This window comes from Bacteroides sp. Marseille-P8574, assembly GCF_902825465.1.
Classification (GTDB): Bacteria; Bacteroidota; Bacteroidia; order Bacteroidales; family Bacteroidaceae; genus Bacteroides; species Bacteroides uniformis.
The window spans coordinates 1,963,479-1,985,148 of the sequence record NZ_CADEBE010000001.1 but is presented as its reverse complement, the minus strand read 5'-3'; the positions used below and the strand labels follow the sequence as shown (position 1 = coordinate 1,985,148).

15 protein-coding genes are annotated in these 21,670 nt (G+C 48.3%); 4 read left to right on the top strand and 11 right to left on the bottom strand.

Features of this window, described 5'->3' with window-relative positions; all coding sequences use genetic code 11:
• Positions 1-80 precede the first annotated feature (80 nt).
• Entirely contained in the window at positions 81-767 is a 687-nt protein-coding gene (locus tag HUX74_RS08570) for an MIP family channel protein (protein WP_022401890.1), read from the top strand.
• A gap of 134 nt (positions 768-901) precedes the next feature.
• On the opposite strand, the gene uxuA is transcribed toward HUX74_RS08570, so the two are convergent.
• The 6 genes from uxuA to dapB form a co-directional block, all read right to left on the bottom strand.
• Positions 902-2,074, bottom strand: coding sequence for a mannonate dehydratase (gene uxuA, locus HUX74_RS08565; RefSeq protein ID WP_174646500.1), 1,173 nt, complete (start codon positions 2,072-2,074; stop codon positions 902-904).
• 34 nt (positions 2,075-2,108) lie between these two features.
• Positions 2,109-2,921 (bottom strand): SDR family oxidoreductase, encoded by an 813-nt coding sequence (locus HUX74_RS08560; RefSeq protein WP_117599851.1) that lies wholly within the window; start codon positions 2,919-2,921, stop codon positions 2,109-2,111.
• A gap of 109 nt (positions 2,922-3,030) precedes the next feature.
• Positions 3,031-3,666, bottom strand: a complete 636-nt coding sequence (locus tag HUX74_RS08555) for a WbqC family protein (RefSeq protein ID WP_117599850.1) — start codon at positions 3,664-3,666, stop codon at positions 3,031-3,033.
• Between the two features lie 89 nt (positions 3,667-3,755).
• The gene (gene lepB, locus HUX74_RS08550) at positions 3,756-4,691 is read right to left on the bottom strand and encodes a signal peptidase I (RefSeq protein ID WP_117599849.1); all 936 of its coding nucleotides are present in this window, start codon (positions 4,689-4,691) and stop codon (positions 3,756-3,758) included.
• On the bottom strand, positions 4,688-6,181 hold the full coding sequence (lepB, locus tag HUX74_RS08545; protein ID WP_117599848.1) for a signal peptidase I: 1,494 nt from the start codon (positions 6,179-6,181) through the stop codon (positions 4,688-4,690). The genes lepB (HUX74_RS08550) and lepB (HUX74_RS08545) overlap by 4 nt, the downstream gene beginning before the upstream one ends.
• A gap of 6 nt (positions 6,182-6,187) precedes the next feature.
• The gene (gene dapB, locus HUX74_RS08540) at positions 6,188-6,952 is read right to left on the bottom strand and encodes a 4-hydroxy-tetrahydrodipicolinate reductase (RefSeq protein ID WP_117599847.1); all 765 of its coding nucleotides are present in this window, start codon (positions 6,950-6,952) and stop codon (positions 6,188-6,190) included.
• A gap of 96 nt (positions 6,953-7,048) precedes the next feature.
• On the opposite strand from dapB, the gene HUX74_RS08535 reads away from it, so the two are divergent.
• The 3 genes from HUX74_RS08535 (at position 7,049) to HUX74_RS08525 (ending at position 12,179) form a co-directional block, all read left to right on the top strand.
• The gene (locus HUX74_RS08535; protein WP_174646499.1) at positions 7,049-8,323 is read left to right on the top strand and encodes a DUF2851 family protein; all 1,275 of its coding nucleotides are present in this window, start codon (positions 7,049-7,051) and stop codon (positions 8,321-8,323) included.
• Positions 8,324-8,400: 77 nt separating this feature from the next.
• Entirely contained in the window at positions 8,401-8,913 is a 513-nt protein-coding gene (locus tag HUX74_RS08530) for a DUF4348 domain-containing protein (protein WP_138345185.1), read from the top strand.
• Positions 8,914-9,092: 179 nt separating this feature from the next.
• Positions 9,093-12,179, top strand: a complete 3,087-nt coding sequence (locus HUX74_RS08525; RefSeq protein ID WP_174646498.1) for a chondroitinase family polysaccharide lyase — start codon at positions 9,093-9,095, stop codon at positions 12,177-12,179.
• Between the two features lie 208 nt (positions 12,180-12,387).
• On the opposite strand, the gene HUX74_RS08520 is transcribed toward HUX74_RS08525, so the two are convergent.
• The 5 genes from HUX74_RS08520 to HUX74_RS08500 form a co-directional block, all read right to left on the bottom strand.
• Entirely contained in the window at positions 12,388-13,338 is a 951-nt protein-coding gene (locus HUX74_RS08520) for a tRNA-dihydrouridine synthase family protein (RefSeq protein ID WP_171030423.1), read from the bottom strand.
• 26 nt (positions 13,339-13,364) lie between these two features.
• Positions 13,365-15,407, bottom strand: a complete 2,043-nt coding sequence (locus tag HUX74_RS08515; protein ID WP_174646497.1) for a polysaccharide lyase family 8 super-sandwich domain-containing protein — start codon at positions 15,405-15,407, stop codon at positions 13,365-13,367.
• A gap of 139 nt (positions 15,408-15,546) precedes the next feature.
• Positions 15,547-16,554, bottom strand: coding sequence for a DUF5017 domain-containing protein (locus HUX74_RS08510; RefSeq protein WP_174646496.1), 1,008 nt, complete (start codon positions 16,552-16,554; stop codon positions 15,547-15,549).
• A 48-nt stretch (positions 16,555-16,602) separates the two neighbouring features.
• Positions 16,603-18,357: a RagB/SusD family nutrient uptake outer membrane protein gene (locus HUX74_RS08505; RefSeq protein WP_117599840.1), complete on the bottom strand. Its 1,755-nt coding sequence runs from the start codon at positions 18,355-18,357 to the stop codon at positions 16,603-16,605.
• Positions 18,358-18,382: 25 nt separating this feature from the next.
• Complete coding sequence (locus HUX74_RS08500) at positions 18,383-21,526, bottom strand: TonB-dependent receptor (protein ID WP_254592863.1); 3,144 nt, start codon at positions 21,524-21,526, stop codon at positions 18,383-18,385.
• Positions 21,527-21,670 lie beyond the last annotated feature (144 nt).

Sequence of the window (21,670 nt, the reverse complement as noted above, 5' to 3'; positions counted from 1 at the left end):
GAGTTTTTACCGCCGTGTTTGGGCAGATTTTCATCTTTTATATTTATTTTTGCAGAAATCAATGTTTAATAAAAACTATCATGAAGAAGTATTTAGCAGAAATGATCGGGACAATGGTTCTTGTCCTGATGGGATGTGGTAGTGCTGTCTTTGCCGGAAGTGCGGCGGGGGCGGTTAGTGCAGGTGTCGGAACGCTGGGAGTGGCTTTTGCTTTCGGCTTGTCCGTTGTGGCGATGGCATACGCTATCGGAGGAATCTCGGGCTGTCATATTAATCCTGCCATTACCCTGGGCGTTCTGTTGTCCGGCAGGATGAGCGGGAAAGATGCAGCCATGTATATGGTGTTTCAGGTTATCGGGGCGGTTATCGGTTCTGCCATTCTTTATGCATTGGTGTCTACGGGCGCTCATGGTGGTCCTACGGCTACCGGTTCCAATGGGTTTGCTGACGGAATGATGTTGCAGGCATTCATTGCAGAGGCTGTGTTCACGTTTATCTTTGTGCTGGTTGTGTTAGGTTCTACTGATTCCGAGAAGGGGGCGGGTAATCTTGCAGGATTGGCCATTGGTCTTACGTTGGTATTAGTGCACATTGTTTGTATTCCTGTTACGGGAACTTCTGTCAATCCTGCCCGTAGCATCGGTCCGGCACTGTTCCAGGGTGGCGAGGCTCTCTCTCAGTTGTGGCTGTTCATTGTAGCTCCGTTTGTGGGTGCTGCGCTGAGTGCCGTTGTATGGAAAGTGCTTGCTGCAAAAGAAGGTAAATAAATGTCGGCAGACAGTGCCTTAAGAAGAGGCGGCTGATGGCAGAAAACTTATAAAGGGAAGCCCTCCGTCCGAAACTTTGAAGTTTCGGACGGAGGGCTTCCTGTTCTTTCCTTATGCTTGCTATATCTTGTGCCTTATTCGTACAGCGATTTGGCTATACCCATTTCCAGTCCACGAAGCTCTGCCAGTCCGCGCAGACGGCCGATACAGGAATAGCCGGGATTGGTTTTCTTCTTCAAGTCGTCTACCATCTGGTGTCCGTGGTCGGGTCGCATCGGGATAGAGACACCACGGCGTTGTTGCAGTTCAAGGAAGGCTTTCATCACGTGATACATGTCCACGTCTCCTTCCAGGTGGTTGGCTTCGTAGAAATTGCCTTCGGCGTCGCGTTGTGTACTGCGCAGATGGACAAAGTTGATGCGGTCGGCAAATTGCTGCATGATGACTGCACAATCGTTGGCACTGCTTACACCGAGTGAGCCGGTGCAGAGGCAAAGGCCGTTGCTCTTGTTGGGAACAGCGTCAATCAGTGCCTGGAAATCGGCAGCACAGCTCATGATGCGTGGCAGGCCGAGGATGGAGCACGGTGGGTCGTCTGGATGGATAACGAGCATGACACCTGCTTCGTCGGCTACCGGAGTGATTTCTTGCAGGAAATAGATCAGGTTGGCACGCAGGCGTTCCGGAGTGATGCCTTTGTAGCGGTCCAGTTCCTGCTGGAACTGTTCCAGGGTGAAGCTTTCTTCTGAACCGGGAAGTCCGGCAATCATGTTGCGTACAAGCAGTTGTTTGTCTGCCTCCGTCATCTGTTCGAAGCGGGTACGGGCCTTGGTCTTTTCCTCGTCAGTGTATTCGGCTTCTGCACCGGGGCGATGTAGCAGGAAGAGGTCGAAGGCGATGAAGGCGGCACGTTCAAAGCGGAGGGCACGACTGCCGTCAGGTAGTTCGTAGGCGAGGTCGGTACGTGTCCAGTCCAGTACGGGCATAAAGTTGTAGGTGACAATGTGAATGCCGCATTTGCCCAGGTTACGCAAGCTCTCTTTATAGTTGTCGATATACTTCTGGAAGTCTCCGGTTTGGGTCTTGATATGTTCGTGTACGGGTACACTTTCTACTACAGACCAGCGCAGACCGACGGCTTCAATCATTTCTTTCCGTTTCTTGATTTCCTCTACTGTCCATATTTCCCCGTTTGGAATATGATGCAAGGCGTTTACAATGCCGGTAGCCCCGGCTTGTTTGATGTCCCAAAGGCTTACCGGGTCGTTGGGACCGTACCAGCGCCAGGTTTGTTCACAAAGAATCATGTTATTTATTGTTTGATGATTTGCAATTTACTATTTACATCGCGAATGCGTTGAACCCTCCGTCCACTACAGCCACCGTACCGGTGACAAAGCTGGAAGCATCGCTGATGAGGTATTGGATGGTTCCGCAAAGCTCTTCTGCACGGCCCATACGTCCGAAGGGAGTTTGGCGGATCACATCTTGCCCACGTTCCGTGTAGCTTCCATCCGGGTTCGTCAGCAGGGCACGGTTCTGCTCTGTGAGGAAAAATCCGGGTGCGATGGCATTTACACGAATACCTTCGCCAAACTTTTTGGCAACTTCTGTAGCCATGAAAGCTGTGAAATTGGAGATACCGGCTTTTGCGGCAGCATATCCAGCTACGCGCGTCATGGGGCGGAAAGCAGCCATGCTGGAGAAGTTGACAATAGCGCCTGCCTTCTGCTCCACCATTGGTTTGAGGAAGACTTGTGTAGGCAGTACGGTACCGGTCAGGTTTAATTCCAGCACCCGTTGGAATTCTTCTATCTTCAAATCGAAGAATGTACCCGTAGGCGCGATGGTGGCACCCGGCATATTTCCACCGGCTGCATTCAGCAGGGCATCTATGCGTCCATAGGTTTTCAGAATATCAGCCAGGTTCTGTTCCAGCAGTTCACGGTTCGTCACGTCGGTTGTCAGGAACATGGCTTCTCCACCGTTTGCCTTGATTTCTCTGGCAATGGCGTCCCCTGTTTCTGCCTTGCGTCCTAAAACAACAACCTTTGCACCTTCTTCTGCCAGATGAAAGGCGATGGCTTTCCCCAATACTCCCGTTCCACCGGTTATAACCACTACTTTGTCTTTGATGTCAAATAAGTTTTTCATGATTCATTCATTTAAAATTACGTTGTGTTTTATTTGATTAACATTGCAAAAATACGGAATAATCTGTTGCACTGCATTTACAATCGTACAGAAAATATGTGCTTATTGTTTAGGTGATGGACTTCTGTAATATCAATAAACTCTCCGGTCCCATATTGAACAGCAGGTCTATGATGCTCAAGTTGGGCAGAAACCCGAGTCTCTCTTGAAACACCTGATAATAAGGTTGTGGTGAGAATTCTGTATCTTCCAGGGCAAAATCCTTTTTCGGATGAATGCGTTCGCGGAAATCTGTCTCATGCGGAGCAAACTCAGTCCGGTATCCGGTAGTACGTGTCATATCCGGTTGCAAGTCTATCAAGGAACAGACGAGGTGGCAAAGTTCTTCGTTGAAATCGGCTAAAAATTCATATTTCTGTTCATAGAAGGGACGGAAGTCATCCTTGTAGTATTCGAAGAAGGGAGTGTGGTTATAGGCAGATTCTATGGCATTCCAGTGCAGATGCCTCCAGTTACCGTGGTCTGAAATACGTATATCGCGCATCGGGCATTTCAGGGTGCTCGGTTTGACGGTGGGGATGGAAAGGGCCAGTTCACCGTCCGGTGCAGCAATGGTACAACGGTTCCGGTAAGTCTGCTTCATATAGTGGTCATGCTGTTCGATGAATACTTTATCGTATGCCAGTAGTTTGGTATAATATTCTATGGGAGCCAAATAGGCGGAAGAAAGAAAAACTGTTTTCATCAGTATATTTACGATTAGATGATTTGCGATTTACGATTGAAGTTACTGTTCATTGTTTGTATTTTCATTTTTATTCTTTCATTTGTTTGTCATTCCACTTTTTTCCATATCCTACCCCATCGGTAACCGCTGAAAGGTCCTGTTCCCTTTTCTTTGGAGAACCAGATGACAGACGCCTTGCCTATGATGTGGTCTTCGGGGACGAAACCGAAAAGGCGGGAGTCCGAAAGATTGATGGCATTGTTGGCACCTACCCAGTAGTAGTCTTTGGTAAAATGGCAGTGCTGCACGGGCTTGCCTTCCACATAAAGGGTGTCGTTCTTGATTTCGGCCTGTTTCTTTTCGTGAAGTACCAGGGTATTCCGCAGCAAAGTCTTGTTCCACGGATATACGCGTACGGTTTTGCCTTTGCCGGGGATTATCAGAGGTTTCAACATCTCCATGGAGTCTTCCTTGACAATCGGTTCTATCCAGCAATTCCCGTTCATGGCTTGTTCCAGCAAGTAGTGTTCATAGCGGCTGAAACTACGTATATTCTTTATTGAGTCCTGTCCCAATAGTTGGTTGGGAGCGATGGAAAGGATGGAAAGCAATGAATCCAACTGTCGTTCCCGTTGCCTGGGGTAAGAATAAAGAAACTTCTGGTCGGGTGCATTCTTTTCGGAAGGAATCACTGAAAAAAGCGAATCTATCAGTAAGGTATCTCCGGGAGTACCGATGCAACGGCTGATAAAGACTTCCCGTCGGTCGATCACGGGTTCTGAAAGATTGGCAGGATTGTTGAATACAAGAATATCCTCTTTCTGCACCGGACTGTCCGCCCAGCGATGATATCCCCATAACTTCATAAAAGGAAGTCGTAGACCGTAGCTCCACTTGTTTACAAGAATACGTTCACCCTGATACAGTGAGTTCTCCATACCGGAAGAAGGGATAAGATAGGAAGTTGCCACACAACCCCGAAGCAGCACTACGACGAGTGCCACTCCAACGATTGTAATTGCTATCTTCCACCCTTTTTTCATTTAATGTTGTCCACCCACTTGAATATCCGGTTCCAGCGTATCTTGCCATCAAACCAGCTGCGGTCTTTGTCCAGTGACAACCATACTACGATAGGCTTTCCTACGACATGGTCTTCCGGCACAAAACCCCAGTATCGGGAGTCGGCGGACTTGTCGCGGTTGTCGCCCATCATCCAGTAGTAGTCCATATTGAAAGTATAGGAGTCGGTCTTTTCACCGTTGATGTAGATGCCGTCTTCCTTGACTTCCAGTTTGTTGCCTTCATAGGCAACGATGCAGCGTTCGTAGATGGGCAGGTTATCCTCGGTCAGCTTGATGGTGGCGCCTTTGGCAGGAATCCAGATTGGGCCGTAGTTGTTGCGGTCCCATTGGGTGTAAAGGTTCAGCGGATACATCTGTCCCGAGAATTCTCCCGGTTCGATGATAATACTACTGATGAGTTTCTTGTTGCCCGAAAGGGTCTCGTACATCTTTTTAGTGAGCGGAAGATGATAGACCGGTGCCAGCCTGCCTTGGGCATCCCGGCGGTCCAATCCCATTTCAATCAGATTCTCTTCCCAGCCCAGACCGTCAGTCATCAGTGTCTGGTCCTCTTTGCTGATGCCCAGTTCACGGAACATATCATCGGTGATATAGGGCCCCGTTGTTTGTACAAAGTAGTTGAACTGCATTTCTGTAGGGTTCTCGATAGCTTTGCCGTCGATGTATACTTGTCCCTTCTTGATTTGCAATGTATCGCCGGGTAGGCCTACGCAACGTTTTACATAGTTTTCACGACGGTCGACGGGACGTATGACAATGTCACCGTACATTCTCGGATTGGAACGGATGAGGTTACGTCCGGCATTGTAGTACAAATCATAGACGGTACGTTGCTGTTTGCGTGTCAGACTGTCCATATTCACTTTGTTGGGATACACGCGTTTTCCTTCTTCGTAAGCAAGGGTATAGAAATCTGTCTGCTGGAAGTTGGTGGCTACCGTGTCGCCTGCCGGGAAGTTGAACACCACAATGTCGTTCAGTTTCACTTTGCCGAAGCCCGGTACACGTTTATATTTCCATTGGGGCCATTCGATGTACGATTTGGTGTTGAATACCGGCAGTGTATGTTGTGCCAGCGGCATGGAAAGCGGCGTATTCGGTACGCGCGGGCCATAACTCATCTTGCTGACGTAAAGGAAATCGCCTACCAACAAGGATTTCTCCAATGAGGAAGACGGTATCTGATAATTCTGGAACACATAGATATTTACGAAGTAGACGGCTACCAGCGCAAATACGATGGCATCCACCCAACTCATGATGCTGCGTACGGCAGGATTCTCCGATTTCTTCCAGAACCCCCAGGGTATCTTCTTACTGATGTAGATGTCAAAAATGAAAGGTAGTACAATCAGCCCCAGCCAGCTTTTTACCCAAACCAGAAAGGCAAGGTAGAGCAGGGTGACTATACTGAATTTAATCCATTGGGTGCGTGTTGCTTTTCTCATGATGTCTTAGTCTTTTAAAAATGGAAACAAGTCACTCATTCCCAAAGCACCTTCGTGCTTGGCGGTATATTCGGCAGCAAGGACAGCTCCCAAGGCAAATCCCCTGCGATTCTTGGCATCGTGGGTGATGGTGATGCTGTCGGCTTCGGAGTCGTAGCGGATGCTGTGGATGCCCGGTACTTCTCCTTCGCGGATAGAACTTATGGGCAGCTCATTGGCTGCACATTCCGTAGAGCCCGAGACAGTCCCGTCGGGAGCCTGGAAAGTTCCTTCTACCCATTTGTCCTTACGGTCGAGATTCTCCAGAATACCTTCGGCAAGCGTGATGGCCGTACCGCTCGGAGCGTCCATCTTGTGGATGTGGTGCGTTTCGCTCATTGTCACATCATAGGCAGGGAACTGGTTCATTATCTTTGCGAGGTACTTGTTGACAGCAGAGAATATGCTTACTCCCAAGCTGAAGTTGGACGACCAGAACAGTGTTTTGCCACCTTCGGTGCAAAGCTTCTTCACTTCGTCTCCATGTTCCGCCATCCATCCCGTACTGCCGGATACCAATTTGACTCCGGCCTGGAATGCCTTCATATAGTTATTGTATGCAACCATGGGATTGGTGAACTCTATGGCAACGTCGGCGCTCTTGAAGGCTGCCGATTCAAAGTCTTCCTGATTGTCGACATCGATGATGCTTACAATTTCGTGTCCGCGGCCAAGGGCTATTTTCTCGATTTCCTTGCCCATTTTTCCGTAGCCGATTAATGCGATTTTCATTGTTTCTATCTGTTTTTATTTAGTTTATCAACAAACTATAGGTCGCAAAGATAATCTTTTTCTTACATTTGTACTCAACATTAACGTCTTGTTAACATGGAACAACTACTGCATTATGTTTGGAAGCACAAAATATTTCCTTTGTCAGCACTCCAAACAACCTCCGGCCGGCCGGTAGAAGTGATAGATCCCGGTTTGCCGAACATGAATGCAGGCCCCGATTTCTTTAATGCCAAACTGAAAATAGACGGTACGCTTTGGGTGGGCAACGTCGAAGTGCATACGCAGGCATCAGAGTGGCTGCTCCATAGGCACGACTGTGACAAGGCGTATGATACTGTCATTCTGCATGTAGTGGGCGAATCGAATTGTGATGTGTACCGCACGAACGGTGAGCTGGTTCCCCAGATGGTGCTCACCTGCCCCGACACTGTCCGTTTGCGCTATGAAGAGCTTCGGCAGACAGAGATTTATCCTCCCTGTTATTCCATCCTTGCCTCCCTTCCGAAGCTGACCGTCCACTCCTGGCTGTCCGCTTTGCAGGTAGAGCGTTTTGAGCAGAAAGCACATGTCATATCCCAGCGGCTCGAACGCTGCAATCATCATTGGGAGGATGTTTTCTTCATTACTCTTGCTCGTAACTTCGGCTTCGGGCTGAATGGGGATGCTTTCGAGGCATGGGCAAACCGCCTTCCATTCCGCGCCGTAGACAAGCATCGGGACAGTCTGTTTCAAGTGGAGGCTTTCTTCCTGGGGCAGGCAGGCCTGCTGGAGGAGGTCCCAGCGGAGGCGGATGATTATTATTTGAAACTTCAGAAAGAATTCCGCTACCTGCAACGCAAGTTCGAGCTGCCAGCTCCCATGTCCGTTGAGCAGTGGCGATTTCTGCGTCTTCGTCCCGATAACTTTCCGCATGTACGTCTGGCGCAGCTTGCCAGTCTGTATTATAAGGAGCAGGCACTCTTCTCACGTATCATGGAGGCGGAAACGCTGGAAGCGGTGAAGAAGATACTGGCTGCCAATACTTCCGTGTATTGGGAAGAGCACTTCAATTTCAGAAAAGTTTCACCCCGGAGGGAAAAGCGGGTAGGGGACGGTGCCTTGAATCTGATTGCTATCAATACGGTCATCCCGTTTCTTTATGCATACGGCCTGCACAAGGCTGATGACGTTTTGTGTGACCGTGCCACCCGTTTCCTTGAATCCTTGAAGGCCGAAAACAATCACGTAACCCGACTTTGGGATGGTGCCGGCCTGCCGGTATCTACCGCTGCTGACTCGCAGGCTCTGCTTCAACTTCAAAAGGAATATTGCGACAAGAAAGACTGCTTGCGCTGCCGGTTCGGTTACGAGTATCTGAGGCATAGATGATAATAATTATCGCCCCATGGCCTTAGCATTTTATCACTTTTATATTATCTTTGTGCGTTGAAAAATAATCCGAGTATATGAAGGCTATCCGCTTTGTTTTTTGTCTGTTTGCGGCACTCATGCTGACGACTTTCAATGGTCTGGCTGCCGAAGAGGAGGATTTCAAGACATTCCTCCGGAAATTCACGTCCAGTGCCTCATTCCAGTATTCCCGAATCAAGTTTCCTTTGAAGTCTCCCATCGCCCTCTTGAAGGATGACGGCGAGACGGAGCAGACTTTTCCCTTCACCCGCGAGAAGTGGGCATTGCTGGACGAGGAAACGCTGAAGGAAGGACGTATTACCGAAGAGGAGGGAGGCACCTATATATCTCATTTCACTGTCGATGAACCTGCCCATAAAGAGTTCGAAGCAGGCTATGATGAATCAGAACCTTCCCTTCGTGTGGTCTTTGAACTGACGGATGGCAAGTGGTATGTCACCGACTGCTATAACGACTGGTACAACTTCGACCTCCCTATCAGTGAACTGGAAGAAACCATTCAGGCGGTACAAGAGGAAAACAAGGCTTTCGAAGAACTTCATCCCTGATGAAGCTGGGGCAGAAATCCGCCTCAATCATTATTTTATCCTTCTTCTGTACGATTTATGCCCCCCCTTTTCCAAAAAGAGGGGTTTCTTTGTGCCGTACTAATGCATTGGAATATGCGGTTACAACTTCTTTTGCAGATTTCCAAGTAGCAAATATCGATAACCTTAAATAAACAGCCATGATGCAATTCAGTAAATGGAAAATAGGAGCGGCAGCGCTCGTTTGCATGTTGCTGCCGGGCAGTGTACATGCGCAAATCGTGAAGAATGAGCGTTTGCTTTCTTTTGAGGAGAGACAGGTTCCGGCGTTTGTCACTACGGCAGCCGGTTCGCAGTTGGGCATTAGCGACGAACATTATAGGGACGGCGACCACAGTTTGAGCTGGACTTTCGAGCCGGGTGCCGCACTGTCCATCAAGAAAGACTTGAAGTTTGAGAAGAAAGACCCGACGGGGAAAGACACCTATCTTTCGGCTTTCATCGTATGGGTGTACAATGAGCAGGCCCAGGACAAGCAGATTCGGTTTGAGTTCTTGAAGGATGGCAAGGTATGCACCTCTTTTCCTTTTGGCATCAACTTCACCGGTTGGCGCGGAGCATGGGTATGTTATGAACGCGATATGCAAGGTACCCCGGAAGAAGGGATGGACGAAATCCGAATTGTAGCCCCCGACGTGAAGGGGAAACTCTTTTTCGACCATCTGATTACTGCCAGCAAGGTGGATGCCCGCCAGCAGACTGCCGACTTACAGGTACCGTTTGTAAATAAGGGAACCACCAACCACTGGCTGATTATCTACGAACACTCCTTGTGGAAACCGGACATCCCTCTGACAGACGTGACCGAGGCGCAGAAGCAGGATATACGGATTATGGAGAAACGTTTCCGCGACATGCTCTACACGCCTTCCGCACTTTCGGAGAAGGAGATGCAGTCCATCCGTAAGAAGTATGATTTTTATCGGATTACCTACAAGAACGGCAAGGTAGCAGGACGTCCTATCTATTTCGTACGTCACTCCGAGGCATACGAACGTATGGTACCCGATTGGGACAAAGATATGTTCTCCAGACTGGGGATAGAGATAAGCGACTATTTCAACCTGATGAAACGCATCGCCATCGCCTACAACAATGCGGAGGATGCGGCGCTGAAACACGAGTTGAAGCAGAAATTCATCGCCATGTACGATAACGCCACCGACCAGGGTATTGCCTACGGCAGTTGCTGGGGAAATATTCACCATTACGGATATAGTATGCGCGGTCTGTTTGTGTCTTATTTCTTGATGAAGGACGTGTTGCGTGAGGCTGGTAAGCTGGAAGAGGCGGTACGTACGCTCAACTGGTATGCCATCACCAATGAGGTATATCCCGAACCTGCCGTCAACGGTATTGATATAGATACGTTCAACACCAAGTTGCAAGGCCGCATAGCCAGCATCTTGATTATGGAAGATACACCGGAGAAACTGCAATACCTGCGTTCCTTCTCCCGTTGGCTGGACAAAGGCTGCCTTCCTGCGCCGGGACTGGCCGGTTCTTTCAAGCAGGACGGTGCCTGCTTCCATCATTGCAACAATTATCCTGCCTATGCAGTGGGCGGTCTGGACGGTGCCACTAATATGATTTACTTGCTGAGTGGTACCGAGTTCCGCCTGTCCGAGCAGGCACACGAGACGGTGAAGAAAGTGCTTCTCACCATGCGTTTCTATTGCAACTTGAAGCAATGGCCTCTCTCCATGTCCGGGCGCCATCCCAACGGGGGAGGAAGCCTGATACCTATCCAATATGCCACGATGGCCATTGCCGGTACGCCGGATGGCAAGCAGAAATATGACCCCGAAATGGCTGCTGCCTATCTGCGCCTGGTTGCCTATACAGAAGCTCCGGACAAGAATGCGCCCGACTATCTGCCGAAGGCTTCTACCCGCCACGAATTGGAAATGAAGAAGTTGCTCGAAGCCCAAGGCTTCCGTCCGGAACCCGACCCGCAAGGCAATCTGGCTTTGGGTTACGGTTGTGTATCCGTACAGCGTCGTGACAACTGGGCTGCCGTAGTTCGCGGACATTCCCGTTATCTCTGGGCTGCCGAGCACTATCTTCCCGCCAACTTCTATGGCCGTTATCTGGCACATGGCAGCATGCAGATTCTTACCGGAAAACCCGATGAAATGGTTACTTTTGCCACCAGTGGCTGGCAGGAAGCCGGTTTCGACTGGAATCGTATTCCGGGTGTCACGAGCATCCATCTGCCTTTCGACCAGTTGCGTGCCCGGGTATTGAATGTCGATACCTTCTCCGGTATGGAGGAGATGCTCTATTCCGATGAGGCTTTTGCCGGCGGTTTGTCCCAGGCACATCTGAACGGTAACTTCGGTATGGTGCTGCATGAACATGATAAGTATAACGGTTCTCACCGTGCCCGCAAGTCGTTCCACTTCTTCGATGGCACCATTGTATGCCTCGGTACGGACATCGAAAACCTGAATACCGAATATCCTACGGAAACTACCGTGTTCCAGCTTGCCGCCACCACTCCCGAAACCCGTCAATACTGGGAGTCCTATCAGAGTGACGGACAGACTTATATAGACCCTAACGGCGTAGGTTATTACATTTCCAAAGCCTCCCGCCCTGCTGCCCGGTACGAGAAGAACTTTCCGCAAGTGACCGTGGGCGAGCGTAGCACCAAGCCTACTTCCGGTGATTGGGTGTCCTTGACATTGCAACATGGCAAAGCCCCGAAAGGCGCTTCCTACGAATATGCAGTGCTGCCCCACACGGATGCTGCCGCTTTGAAGGCATTCGCCAAGAAACCCACTTACAAGATTCTCCGGCAAGACCGCAACGCCCATATTGTACGCTCTCCGGCAGACGGTCTTACTTCTTACGTCTTGTTCGAGACGCCGCAGACTCTGCCCGACGGTGGATTGTTGCAGAAAGCCGATACATCGTGCCTTGTCATGATACGCGAATATAAGGACAAGCTTCTTCTGACTGTCTCCCAGCCCGACCTGGCCTTGTATCGCGGTCCGAGTGACGAGGCTTTCGACAAAGACGGAAAACGTATTGAGCGCAGTATCTATTCACGCTCGTGGACTGACAATGAGAGTCAGGAGATTCCCGTAACCGTTACTTTGAAGGGACAGTGGAAGGTTACCGAGACGCCCTATTGCAAGGTGGTGTCGGCAGACAAGAAGCAGACAGTGTTGCGCTTTACTTGCCGGGATGCTGCAAGCTTAGAGGTAGAGTTAAAGAGGTAGGGAGAGTATAGGTTAGACATTGATACTGAATACCCACAACACCCGGATGTTTTACCCCATAACATCCGGGTGTTTTACTATAAAACATGGGGATGTTTTGGGGTAATACATCCCCATGTTTTGGGTGAATACATCCGGGTGTTGTGGGTATTCGGTATAGGAGTCTTAGCCTTTCTCTCCTATAGAGAAAGATACTGGAAACGGTTGTTTAATATGTTCCGAGCAGATTGCTTACTGCTGACTGATAGTTTGCCAGTTTACTGGTCTTATGAATGGTCTTTCTCGCTTTGCGGTCTCCGTCCGGTAACAGATACTCCCAGAAACTTTTCATTTTCATTAATAACTGTGCCTCACCGCCTTGTAGTAGCTCTTGATAGGCGTTGAAGACCTCGGTGTGCAGTTGCCCCACCTTTTTCGCCATTTCATCGGAAGAAATCGGGGTTCCTTGCTTGTATTCCAGCGCCAGAGCAGGATTGGCTAGCAGCCCGCGGCCGATGACGATACCTGCCAATCGGGGGAACCGTGTGGTGATAGAACGGATATCTTCCACGGTATGCAGGTCGCCGTTGTAGAACAGAGGGCGGGTGCACTCTTTGTAGAAAGCTTCAAATCCCTTCAGGTCTACCTCTCCTTTGTATTGCTGCTTGCCCAGACGCGGGTGCAGGATGATGTGTGCGAGGGGGAGTTCGTTGAATAGCGGTAGCAGGGCAAGACACTCCTCCGCCTGCTCCCAACCCAGACGCAGCTTCACGGAGAAACGGATGTCGGGATGCCGGTCGATGGCTTCGGAGAGCAGCGCTTTCACTTCTTCGGGATAGGGCAGCATGCCGGAGCCATTGTGGCGCCGGGCCAGCATCGGAAAAGGACAACCCAAATTGATGTCCGCTTCCCGGTATCCTTTTTCGATGAAAAGGGACATTATGTGCTCCAGCTTGTCCGCATCCGGAGCAATGAGCTGGGGGATGAGGTGCAGGCCCGGATTGTGGTCCGGCTCAATGTCACGGGCATCTTTCCGCCGGATTTCTCCGTGCTCCATGCGTACGAAAGGAGAGTAATAGGTCTCTATGCCGCCAAAGATGCGTGCATGCGCTCGCCGGTAGACGGCATCGGTGTAGCCTTGTAGCGGGGCGAAGTGGATAGGTAATATGTTCTCGTTCATGGCTGCAAAGATACATATTTTTCTTTCTAGTAGGAAGCTGTGCTACTTTTTCCGGCTTCTTCTTTTTGCGGCATTTCAAGCAATATTTGTTTGGCTTGTCCGTTTTGAATCAGTGTTATTGTTGCTTTTTCAGGATTTTCCGATTCACAACGTGGATTTGCGATATGTATTCTTTTTTCTTTTTCCTTCCACAAAAGGGCACAAGGGGTATCTGTCGCAAGGATGTCACCATTTTCAAGTTTCAGTTCCCCTGGTTGATAGAAGATGATTTCTGTTATTCTTAATTTTTCATGACGTACAGCTTGTGTTTTTTCCGTATTGGCAAGTACTTTTATCGGCAACTTTGCAGCATATTTTGCGGCAGCGGATGTGCTAGGGATGCTTGGGTGTACCACGTAGGCGTATTTCCCTTGCTGCGGGCGGATGCCGTGATTGGCGTTCAAACTGAACAGTGCCGTATCACAAGTTATTTTGTACTCGGTTTGGGGCAGCAGATTGAAGTAGGCGGTCTGTCCGTGGAGTATCCAGTCTGCAACGGTCTGTATGGAGCCGTTCTTCAGAGTCTGTTTTTTCCCATTTGTCATGTACTGTACCTTCCCGTTGCGGTTACATTGGTTGAGAGTGGTGAATACTTCGGCTTTTCCTTTGGCGTTGCAGATGCCTGCCCCAAGGCATACAAATTCTTCATCGAAATAGAACCAGGCTTTGTGAGCTTGTAATCCGCGGCGGTCTAAAATCATGCCGCAGGTTCCATAAAGACTGTCGCTGACACCTCCGGCAAAACAGTTTCCGTTATTGCCGCCTTCACCCCAATCGGGAATGGGAAGGGGGGCATTGTCTTGTTCGGCAGTAATGCCGGGATATTGGCGGTTGTTGAATATCTTAAAGAAATTGCCGTCATACTCGTGTCCGGTGACAAAAAGATAATTTACTCCGTTGGAGGCATAATAGTTGAACTCACCATCACCGTTGCCGGCCTCGTTGCCTACGGTACGGGTGGAGGTCATGCGTGAACTGGTCATATAATTGTTGCGGCGGTGTACCATGTAGTCGAAACGCCAGAACATGCGGTTACCCGTCAGGCTGTTGTCTCCACCGATGTGTTGCAGTGCTTGCTTCATGTTGTTGCGTGCATCGGAGTTGCTCAACTTGCAGATTCTTTCGGCCAGAACTTTTATGGCAGAGGAGTATTGGTTGCTGCTGATAAAGCGTCCTGCATTGTTGGGGTCATGCTGCTTGTTGTAGAATATCCATTGTACGCCGTCGGTGAAGAGGCGTTGCAATAATTCCAGTCCGGGGCTTTGGAAACGGGTATCCTTGCAGAGTTCCAGATAAGCGAGGGTGGAGTTAACGAATTCTTTGCCGTAGCTGGTGAAGTAAAGTTGCCGTCCATGACCGCAATGTTGCCCGAAGAGATAGTCAGGTTGTATGCCTTCGGAGGGTTGTATGGTGAGCAGTTGCGTCATCCGTTCTTTGAAGTCTTCCATCTGGCTTTCGTTCTCGGTCAGGATGCTGGCAGCAAATGACCCCATGATGATGTCGGCGCCGTTGGCTCCTGTCATGTGTGAGGGGGCGGCATTCTCGTAGCTCCAGCGTAGGTATTTGATGGTCTTGTCAAAAAGTTCTGGATTTTCATTGATTTCGCGGCTCATCAGCACTACGCTGGTAGATAGTTCTTTGGGATAGGGGATGTAACGATACCACCAGTTTTTGGCTTGATGGTTGGTGTCTATCCAGAAGCGGAGCGCTTTAAGATAAGACTCTTTCAGCGTTTTGTCATGGTAGAATGTGTTCTCTGGATGTTGGTAGGCGCAGGCCAGGGTGATGAGGTTTTGTACATGCTTGCGTGGGGAACCATCGGTAGCGCGATAGTTGAGGGTGACGAATGCTCCTTCTGGTGAGAGGGATTTCATCAGTCCGCCAATAGTTTCTTTCGATGGGTTCCGGTCGAGGTACTTTTCGTACATCCGGTTGTAGATGGTCTTGAAGTCGGAGGCATGGGCACGAATACCTGTCAATGTAATGCACAAGGCAATTGCTGCAATGAGTTTGATGTTATGGGTTTTCATGTTGATATTCTTTGTTATATTAGGGGATTTATGAATCAGGGAAGAGCCTCGCGGTTCCTCCCTGACAAAGTTAATTGATTAAGGTCTATAAAAATACTTAAGGTTAGAAGTTTTGTGTTGATAGAACGTTTTTATTTCATTATTCGGTTACCATCACTTTATATTCACGTACCACGGAAGATTCTTGTTTGTAGTTTCCATTGGTGGCTACAAAGGTGGCTGTGTAGGTACCGGGAGTCTTGTAGGTATATTGATAAGAGTCAAGACTCTGGGTAACGTTCTTCAATCCGGTGCCTGCGTCGGGGGAACATGCGTTGACAACAAACAGATTGGAAACCAGCCAGCTATATTTTAATTCAGTATTGGCGTTGGAACTATGAATGAAGAAAGCGTTCATGTCCTTGAAGTTCCAGATACCGGAAGTGTTGTTGGTGACTGTGCCATAGGCACGGTTGGAAGTCATACTCTTCTGGTCGCTCAAGTTATGACGGTGTAACATGTTGATGGGGGTGAAGCCGAAAGATCCGGCGGTGAAGGTCGTCTCTTGTCCCTTGGACATTTGGTTCAATATCTGCATGTCGCTAAAAGTAAATTTCGTTTGTGCCACACTGTTGGTTTGACCGCGATAGCAGATGGCTATGGCAATACGTTTGCCCAAATAGGGCTTCATGTCTATGGCAAAGTCTTGTGCTTTGGTTGCAGTAGGGAAATCGGAAGCCGGGATCAATGTTTCCCAAGCGTGTTGCTCCACCAGTACGGAGTCGGCTTCAAAGTTCCCTTTTTCTATGCCGGGAAAGTCGGAGGATACATACATGGTGAGTATGTTTGCTGGATTTCCATATTGTGGGGTCAGCTTGAATTTCAAAGTTGAAGTTTCCACTTCACTTTCGTCCACTGTAGTACGTTCTCTGTATTTATATTCTTTTCCGGCTTCACCGCTGTAAAAAGTGAGGAAGTCCGGGTCACCCTTGAAATGAAACTCCACCGGAGTTCCGCTTTTTACGGTGATGGTCTGACCGTCGAAACTGACACCGTTTCCGGTTGCCACATTTACATCCAGTTCTGCATCTTTAGTGAATTCGCTTTCGCAGGAGGCAAAAGTGAAACTTGCAATGCTGATAGCTATCAATAGTTTATTTAGTTTCATGATATGATTCATTTATTTGGAACGATTATCTTTGTTTTACTCATTCGATTACCAACCAGGATTATTCTGGGTGATGGCTTTGTTTACTGACATTTCACTGTCCGGTATGGGGAAGTAATTGTAAGCGTCTGTTATCTGGAAGAAGGTATAGACGCTGTAGCTAGGTCCCGTAGCCCAGTTGGCATTGGCGCCTTGAAGGGCACGGGGAGCTAATTCATTCATGTTTTTCACATATTCACCCCAGCGGATAAGGTCGTAGCGGCGGGTATGTTCAAAGCAGAGTTCCATAGCACGTTCATCTTTCACTGCCTGACGGAAGGCTTCTTTGCTGAGGCTTCCTTCTTCATAGGGAGCGATGCCGGCACGATTACGCACGTCGTTCAAACATTTGTAAGCCAGTGTAGTGGGAGAGGAGCTAATTTCATTCTCTGCTTCGGCCACCATCAGTAATACGTCCGAATAGCGTAACAATGGGAAGTTGAGTGAAGTGTAGTTCTTGTTCTTTTTGGTGCCGTATGCCTCATATTCTCTGCGGTATTTTCCGCAAGCACGTGAGTAGTTCTTTTCTGAGTCGGCTTCGGTTTTCTCGTAATCTCCCGTTTTCTTGGAAGAATCACCTTCGCCATAGCTGTAAGACACATCCCAATATTGGTTTTTCACTTCTTCCAGCTTACCGTACTCGAATTGGCGTCCTGTAACGCCTTTCTTGCTTACGGCCTCCACGTATTCGAATGGCGCAATATTCCAGTTCATACGGTTGATGTCTCCATTATCCTTGTAGAGTTCATATAGTTTCGGAGTTGACCAGAAGTATGCGTAGCCAAATCCGGGATCTTTAGCGTCTATTAAAGATTGATCGTTGGATTCGTCAGGACATTTGATGCCTATCAGGTTTCCGATACGTCCTTCTGCTCTGACTTCGGAAGTATAGTCTCCGGCAAACTCTGCCTCCCAGATACTTTCATTGGCTGTAGTATTGTATTGGTTAGAACAAAGGTCGATGAATACATCCCAGTAGTTGGCTGCTAAGCCATGTCCTTCGCCCATTACTTTTTGTGCATAGGTGCTGGCTTGCTTGAAATAATTTTGAATGGCTGTAGCGTCTCCGTTGGCATTGTCTCGGAAATGCTCGCCGGCACGGAATAAATAGACACGTGCCAGAATACCCCATGCTGCAGAACGTGAAACATGTCCCGGCTTGTAGCCTAGTTCTGCGGCTGTGGCAAGACCCTCAGCGCATTCAGACATTTCGGTGGTGATGAAATCATAGATAGTCTGCTTGTCTGTACGGGGAATGTCAAGTCCCGTTACACTACTGGTGGAAGTTGTCTTGAAGGGAACGTCTCCCCAGCCTTGTACCAGTGTGAAGTAGTAGTAAGCGCGCATGAAACGTGCTTCTGCTGTGTACTGCAGGAGCAATTTGTCGGATATGTCTTTGCTTTTGTCAATATTCTCAAGAAACGTATTGGCACGGTCGATACCCGTATAGAGTGTTTGCCAAAGATTGCTGAATTGCGGTGAACTTGAATTGGCATTGTTACAGGCAATCGCACCGCTGGTTTGCGGATTGCGACCACCACCATAATGGGACAAGTCATCAGCACCCGTCATGAACATGTATTCGTTTCCGTAGAAGTTCTGTGAGGTCAGTGGGGCGTATACAGAGGTCAGGAATGAGAGAGCTTCATCCGCATTATTAAAGTAATTGTCGGGAGTCAGCTTAGTAGGTTCTTTGTCCAGAAAATCGCAGGAGACCATAGCCAGACAAGTCAAAGATAGTATTATTGTTTTTATTGTTTTCATATTATATTTCAGTGCTTTAATGGGATTAGAAACCTAAATTGATACCGAAACTTACGGAGAGTGCACGTGGGTAAGACGAGAAGTCGAGTCCCGGAGTCAGACCTCCGCTACGGATAGATACTTCAGGGTCGTACCCGGAGTATCCGGTGATGGTCCAAAGATTTTGTGCAGCTATATAAAAGCGTGCATTATCAATCTTATACTTCTTCAGGAAAGTTTTTGGTACGGTATAGCCCAATGTTACAGTTTTCAGTCGCAGGAATGAGGCATCTTCTACTACACGTGAAGAAATCACGAGGTTAGAACTTGAGTTGGTGGCTGCCGGAATATCACTGTTCGGGTTTTCCGGTGTCCAGCGGTTGGTATAGCTGGCATATTGGTTCAGCTCACGTTTCTTTTGGAAACCGCTATCGAAGAACAGACGGTTGGCATTCAGAACGTCATTGCCATAGCTCCATTGGAAAAATACACTTAAGTCAAAGCCTTTATATTCGAAGTTGTTGGTGAAACCTCCGGTATGGATGGGCAGACCGCGTCCTATCATGGTACGGTCGTTAGTGTCGATGATGCCGTCACCGTTCAAGTCTTTGTACTTTGGCATACCGGGCTGTGTATTGCTTTCGCTCACGTAGTGGGGAATGTTGCCTTTCAGCGTATAACTGCTACCGCTTTTGTCAAAGTCATCGTACTTGTAAGTGCCTTCGTAGATATAGCCGTAAATCATACCCATCGGTTGGCCTATCTTGGCAATGTAGTTGGGCTGGCTGTTAAAGTTCTGGTCAAAAGTGGCAGTGCTCAATAAACTGGTTTGGTTTTCAGCGAGTTCCAACACTTTGTTCTTGTTAAAGGAGATATTGAAGTTGCTGCTCCATTTGAAGTCTTTATTGTCTATATTCACTGTGTTCAAAGTCAATTCAATACCGTCATTGCGCACCTTACCGATGTTTTTCATGGCTGTCAGATAACCCGAAGAGTAAGGAAGAGTGGCATCCAGCAACAAGTCGCGCGTAGTTTTGCGATAGAGGTCGGCAGTAAAGCTGATACGTTCGTCAAAGAATCCCAGGTCAAGACCCAAGTTCCACTGTTCGGTGGTTTCCCATTTTAAGTCCTCATTGGGTAGAGAGATGGGGGCTACACCGACGTTGGCGTTATTGCCGTCAAAAGGATATACTGTGTTATTCATGCTGGTAGTGGCATGGCTTTTAATCATGTCCAGCAAGGCAAGGTAGTCGTATTCACCGATACGGTTGTTACCCGTAAGCCCCCAGCTCAGGCGAAGCTTACCACTTGAAAGCCATTTCTTGTAGTCCTTCATGAATTCTTCTTCGGAGAAGCTCCATGCCAGTGAGCCTGAGGGGAAGTAGCCGTAACGGTTTTTCTTACTGAATTTAGAGGAACCGTCGGCACGGAATGAAGCAGTGGCATAATATTTGGATTTATAGTTGTAGTTCACACGTCCCAGATAAGACAGCATAGACCAGGAAGACAACGTGGAAGTACTCTTGTCAAAAGTACCTTGGCTCATGCCTGCCATACCTAGTGATTCGTTGGGAATCTGCTTCATGCGTAATGAGTAATATTCATAGTCAGAGTTCTGTAATGTCACACCGAGCAATGCATTCAGGAAGTGCTTGCTTTTGAAGTTAGTCTGATAGGTCAGGATGTTTTCATTCAACCACGTCAAACGTTGCTGGCGCACTACTTCTGCATTCACTTTGTCGGTAGATGTAGGACCACCGTAACGGGTCTTGGAATTGTTGAAGGTATCTGAATGGCGGTTGTCATAAGTCCATCCACCGGACACTTTCAGTTTCAGCCCCTTGATAAACTCATATTCTACGTAGCCATTTAGCTGAAGATTGTTGACGTAGTACTTGCGGTAAGCGTTCTTCAGGTCGGCGATGGGGTTGAAACGGTAGTCGTTCGATGCATCTATGTCATCGTCCACAAGATCATTCAGCAGAGAGTCAAGAGACTTACCGGGGTAGTTAACCGGACGATACCCCCATACACTATAGAAGAGGTTATTCATGCCGGAGTAAGAACTTGAAGAAGGAGATGAGCCACTCTGGATGGAACGAGAGAAGTTGGAATTGAAGTTTATGGTCAGCTTACCGCGTTTTACCAAAGTATTCAGACGGCTTTGCAGACGCTCGTAATTGGAGTTGAGCAGGATACCATCTTGGTCGTAATAAGAAAGGGATGCATTGTAGCGTATACCTTCCGAACCGCCGGACAGACGAACATTATGGTTTTGCTGCCATGCAGTGCGGAAAATTTCGTCTTGATAGTTGTTTTGGGCAATGCCTTGGTAGTCGTCCAGCGTCCATTGATGTCCCTCGTATAGCGGAAGGTATTTTTCAGTGGCACGGGTAGGATCTACTTCGAGTTGTAGTTTCACGTAATCATAAGCATCCATCATGTCCAGCTTTTTAGTAACGGTGGAGATACCGAAGCTGCCGTCATAGCTGAGTTGTGGTTTACCTACTTTTCCCTGCTTGGTGGTGATGATAATGACACCGTTGGCACCACGCGCACCATAGATGGCTGTGGCCGATGCATCTTTCAATACATCAGTCGATTCGATGTCGTTTGGGTTGATAGCAGCTGCTACGCGTGCATCTTCCACTGGGAAACCATCGATGATATAAAGTGGGGTATTGTCTTGTGTTAGCGAGTTGTTACCGCGGATGGTGATGGTCATCGTACCGCCAGGCATACCTTCACCTGAGCTTACGTTTACACCAGCGATACGGCCGCCCAATGTCTGGTCGAAAGACGCAGAAGGAGTCTTGAGCAAGTCGCTCATGTTGACTTTGGATACAGAACCGGTCAAGTCTTTCTTACGAACTTCCTGGTATCCCACAACAACCACCTCATCCAATGCCTGGGCATCTTCTTCCAATGTGATATTGAATGTCCGCTGCTCACCTACTTTGATGTCTTGGGTCTTGTATCCAATAAAAGAAAATTGAAGGATATCGGAGGATTTTACGTTACCCAATGTGAACTTTCCTTCCAGGTCAGTAGTAGTTCCGTTGGTGGTTCCTTTCACAACAACGCTGACACCGGGTAATTCTCCCATGGCGTCAACAACTTTACCGCTTACTTGGCCTCCAGTCTGTGCGTGTATACCGAGTACACAGCAAAAGAGCATTGCAAGTAGCATAAAGGTTACTTTCTGTTTCATAAATATTAATTTAATTAGTTATTAATAAAGGCTGTTTCTTCGTTTTGTACTCACTTTAGAGTTGAATCACATCGCAAATGTAGGAGATGGAATATACAAATGCCTTAGTTAATAGTTCGCAAA

What these genes read in the sequence shown, in the direction of transcription:
- HUX74_RS08570 (WP_022401890.1), top strand. Translation starts at nt 81, where the DNA reads ATGAAGAAGTATTTAGCAGAAATGATCGGGACAATGGTTCTTGTCCTG.
- uxuA (WP_174646500.1), bottom strand. Translation starts at nt 2,074, where the DNA reads ATGATTCTTTGTGAACAAACCTGGCGCTGGTACGGTCCCAACGACCCG.
- HUX74_RS08560 (WP_117599851.1), bottom strand. Translation starts at nt 2,921, where the DNA reads ATGAAAAACTTATTTGACATCAAAGACAAAGTAGTGGTTATAACCGGT.
- HUX74_RS08555 (WP_117599850.1), bottom strand. Translation starts at nt 3,666, where the DNA reads ATGAAAACAGTTTTTCTTTCTTCCGCCTATTTGGCTCCCATAGAATAT.
- lepB (WP_117599849.1), bottom strand. Translation starts at nt 4,691, where the DNA reads ATGAAAAAAGGGTGGAAGATAGCAATTACAATCGTTGGAGTGGCACTC.
- lepB (WP_117599848.1), bottom strand. Translation starts at nt 6,181, where the DNA reads ATGAGAAAAGCAACACGCACCCAATGGATTAAATTCAGTATAGTCACC.
- dapB (WP_117599847.1), bottom strand. Translation starts at nt 6,952, where the DNA reads ATGAAAATCGCATTAATCGGCTACGGAAAAATGGGCAAGGAAATCGAG.
- HUX74_RS08535 (WP_174646499.1), top strand. Translation starts at nt 7,049, where the DNA reads ATGGAACAACTACTGCATTATGTTTGGAAGCACAAAATATTTCCTTTG.
- HUX74_RS08530 (WP_138345185.1), top strand. Translation starts at nt 8,401, where the DNA reads ATGAAGGCTATCCGCTTTGTTTTTTGTCTGTTTGCGGCACTCATGCTG.
- HUX74_RS08525 (WP_174646498.1), top strand. Translation starts at nt 9,093, where the DNA reads ATGATGCAATTCAGTAAATGGAAAATAGGAGCGGCAGCGCTCGTTTGC.
- HUX74_RS08520 (WP_171030423.1), bottom strand. Translation starts at nt 13,338, where the DNA reads ATGAACGAGAACATATTACCTATCCACTTCGCCCCGCTACAAGGCTAC.
- HUX74_RS08515 (WP_174646497.1), bottom strand. Translation starts at nt 15,407, where the DNA reads ATGAAAACCCATAACATCAAACTCATTGCAGCAATTGCCTTGTGCATT.
- HUX74_RS08510 (WP_174646496.1), bottom strand. Translation starts at nt 16,554, where the DNA reads ATGAAACTAAATAAACTATTGATAGCTATCAGCATTGCAAGTTTCACT.
- HUX74_RS08505 (WP_117599840.1), bottom strand. Translation starts at nt 18,357, where the DNA reads ATGAAAACAATAAAAACAATAATACTATCTTTGACTTGTCTGGCTATG.
- HUX74_RS08500 (WP_254592863.1), bottom strand. Translation starts at nt 21,526, where the DNA reads ATGCTACTTGCAATGCTCTTTTGCTGTGTACTCGGTATACACGCACAG.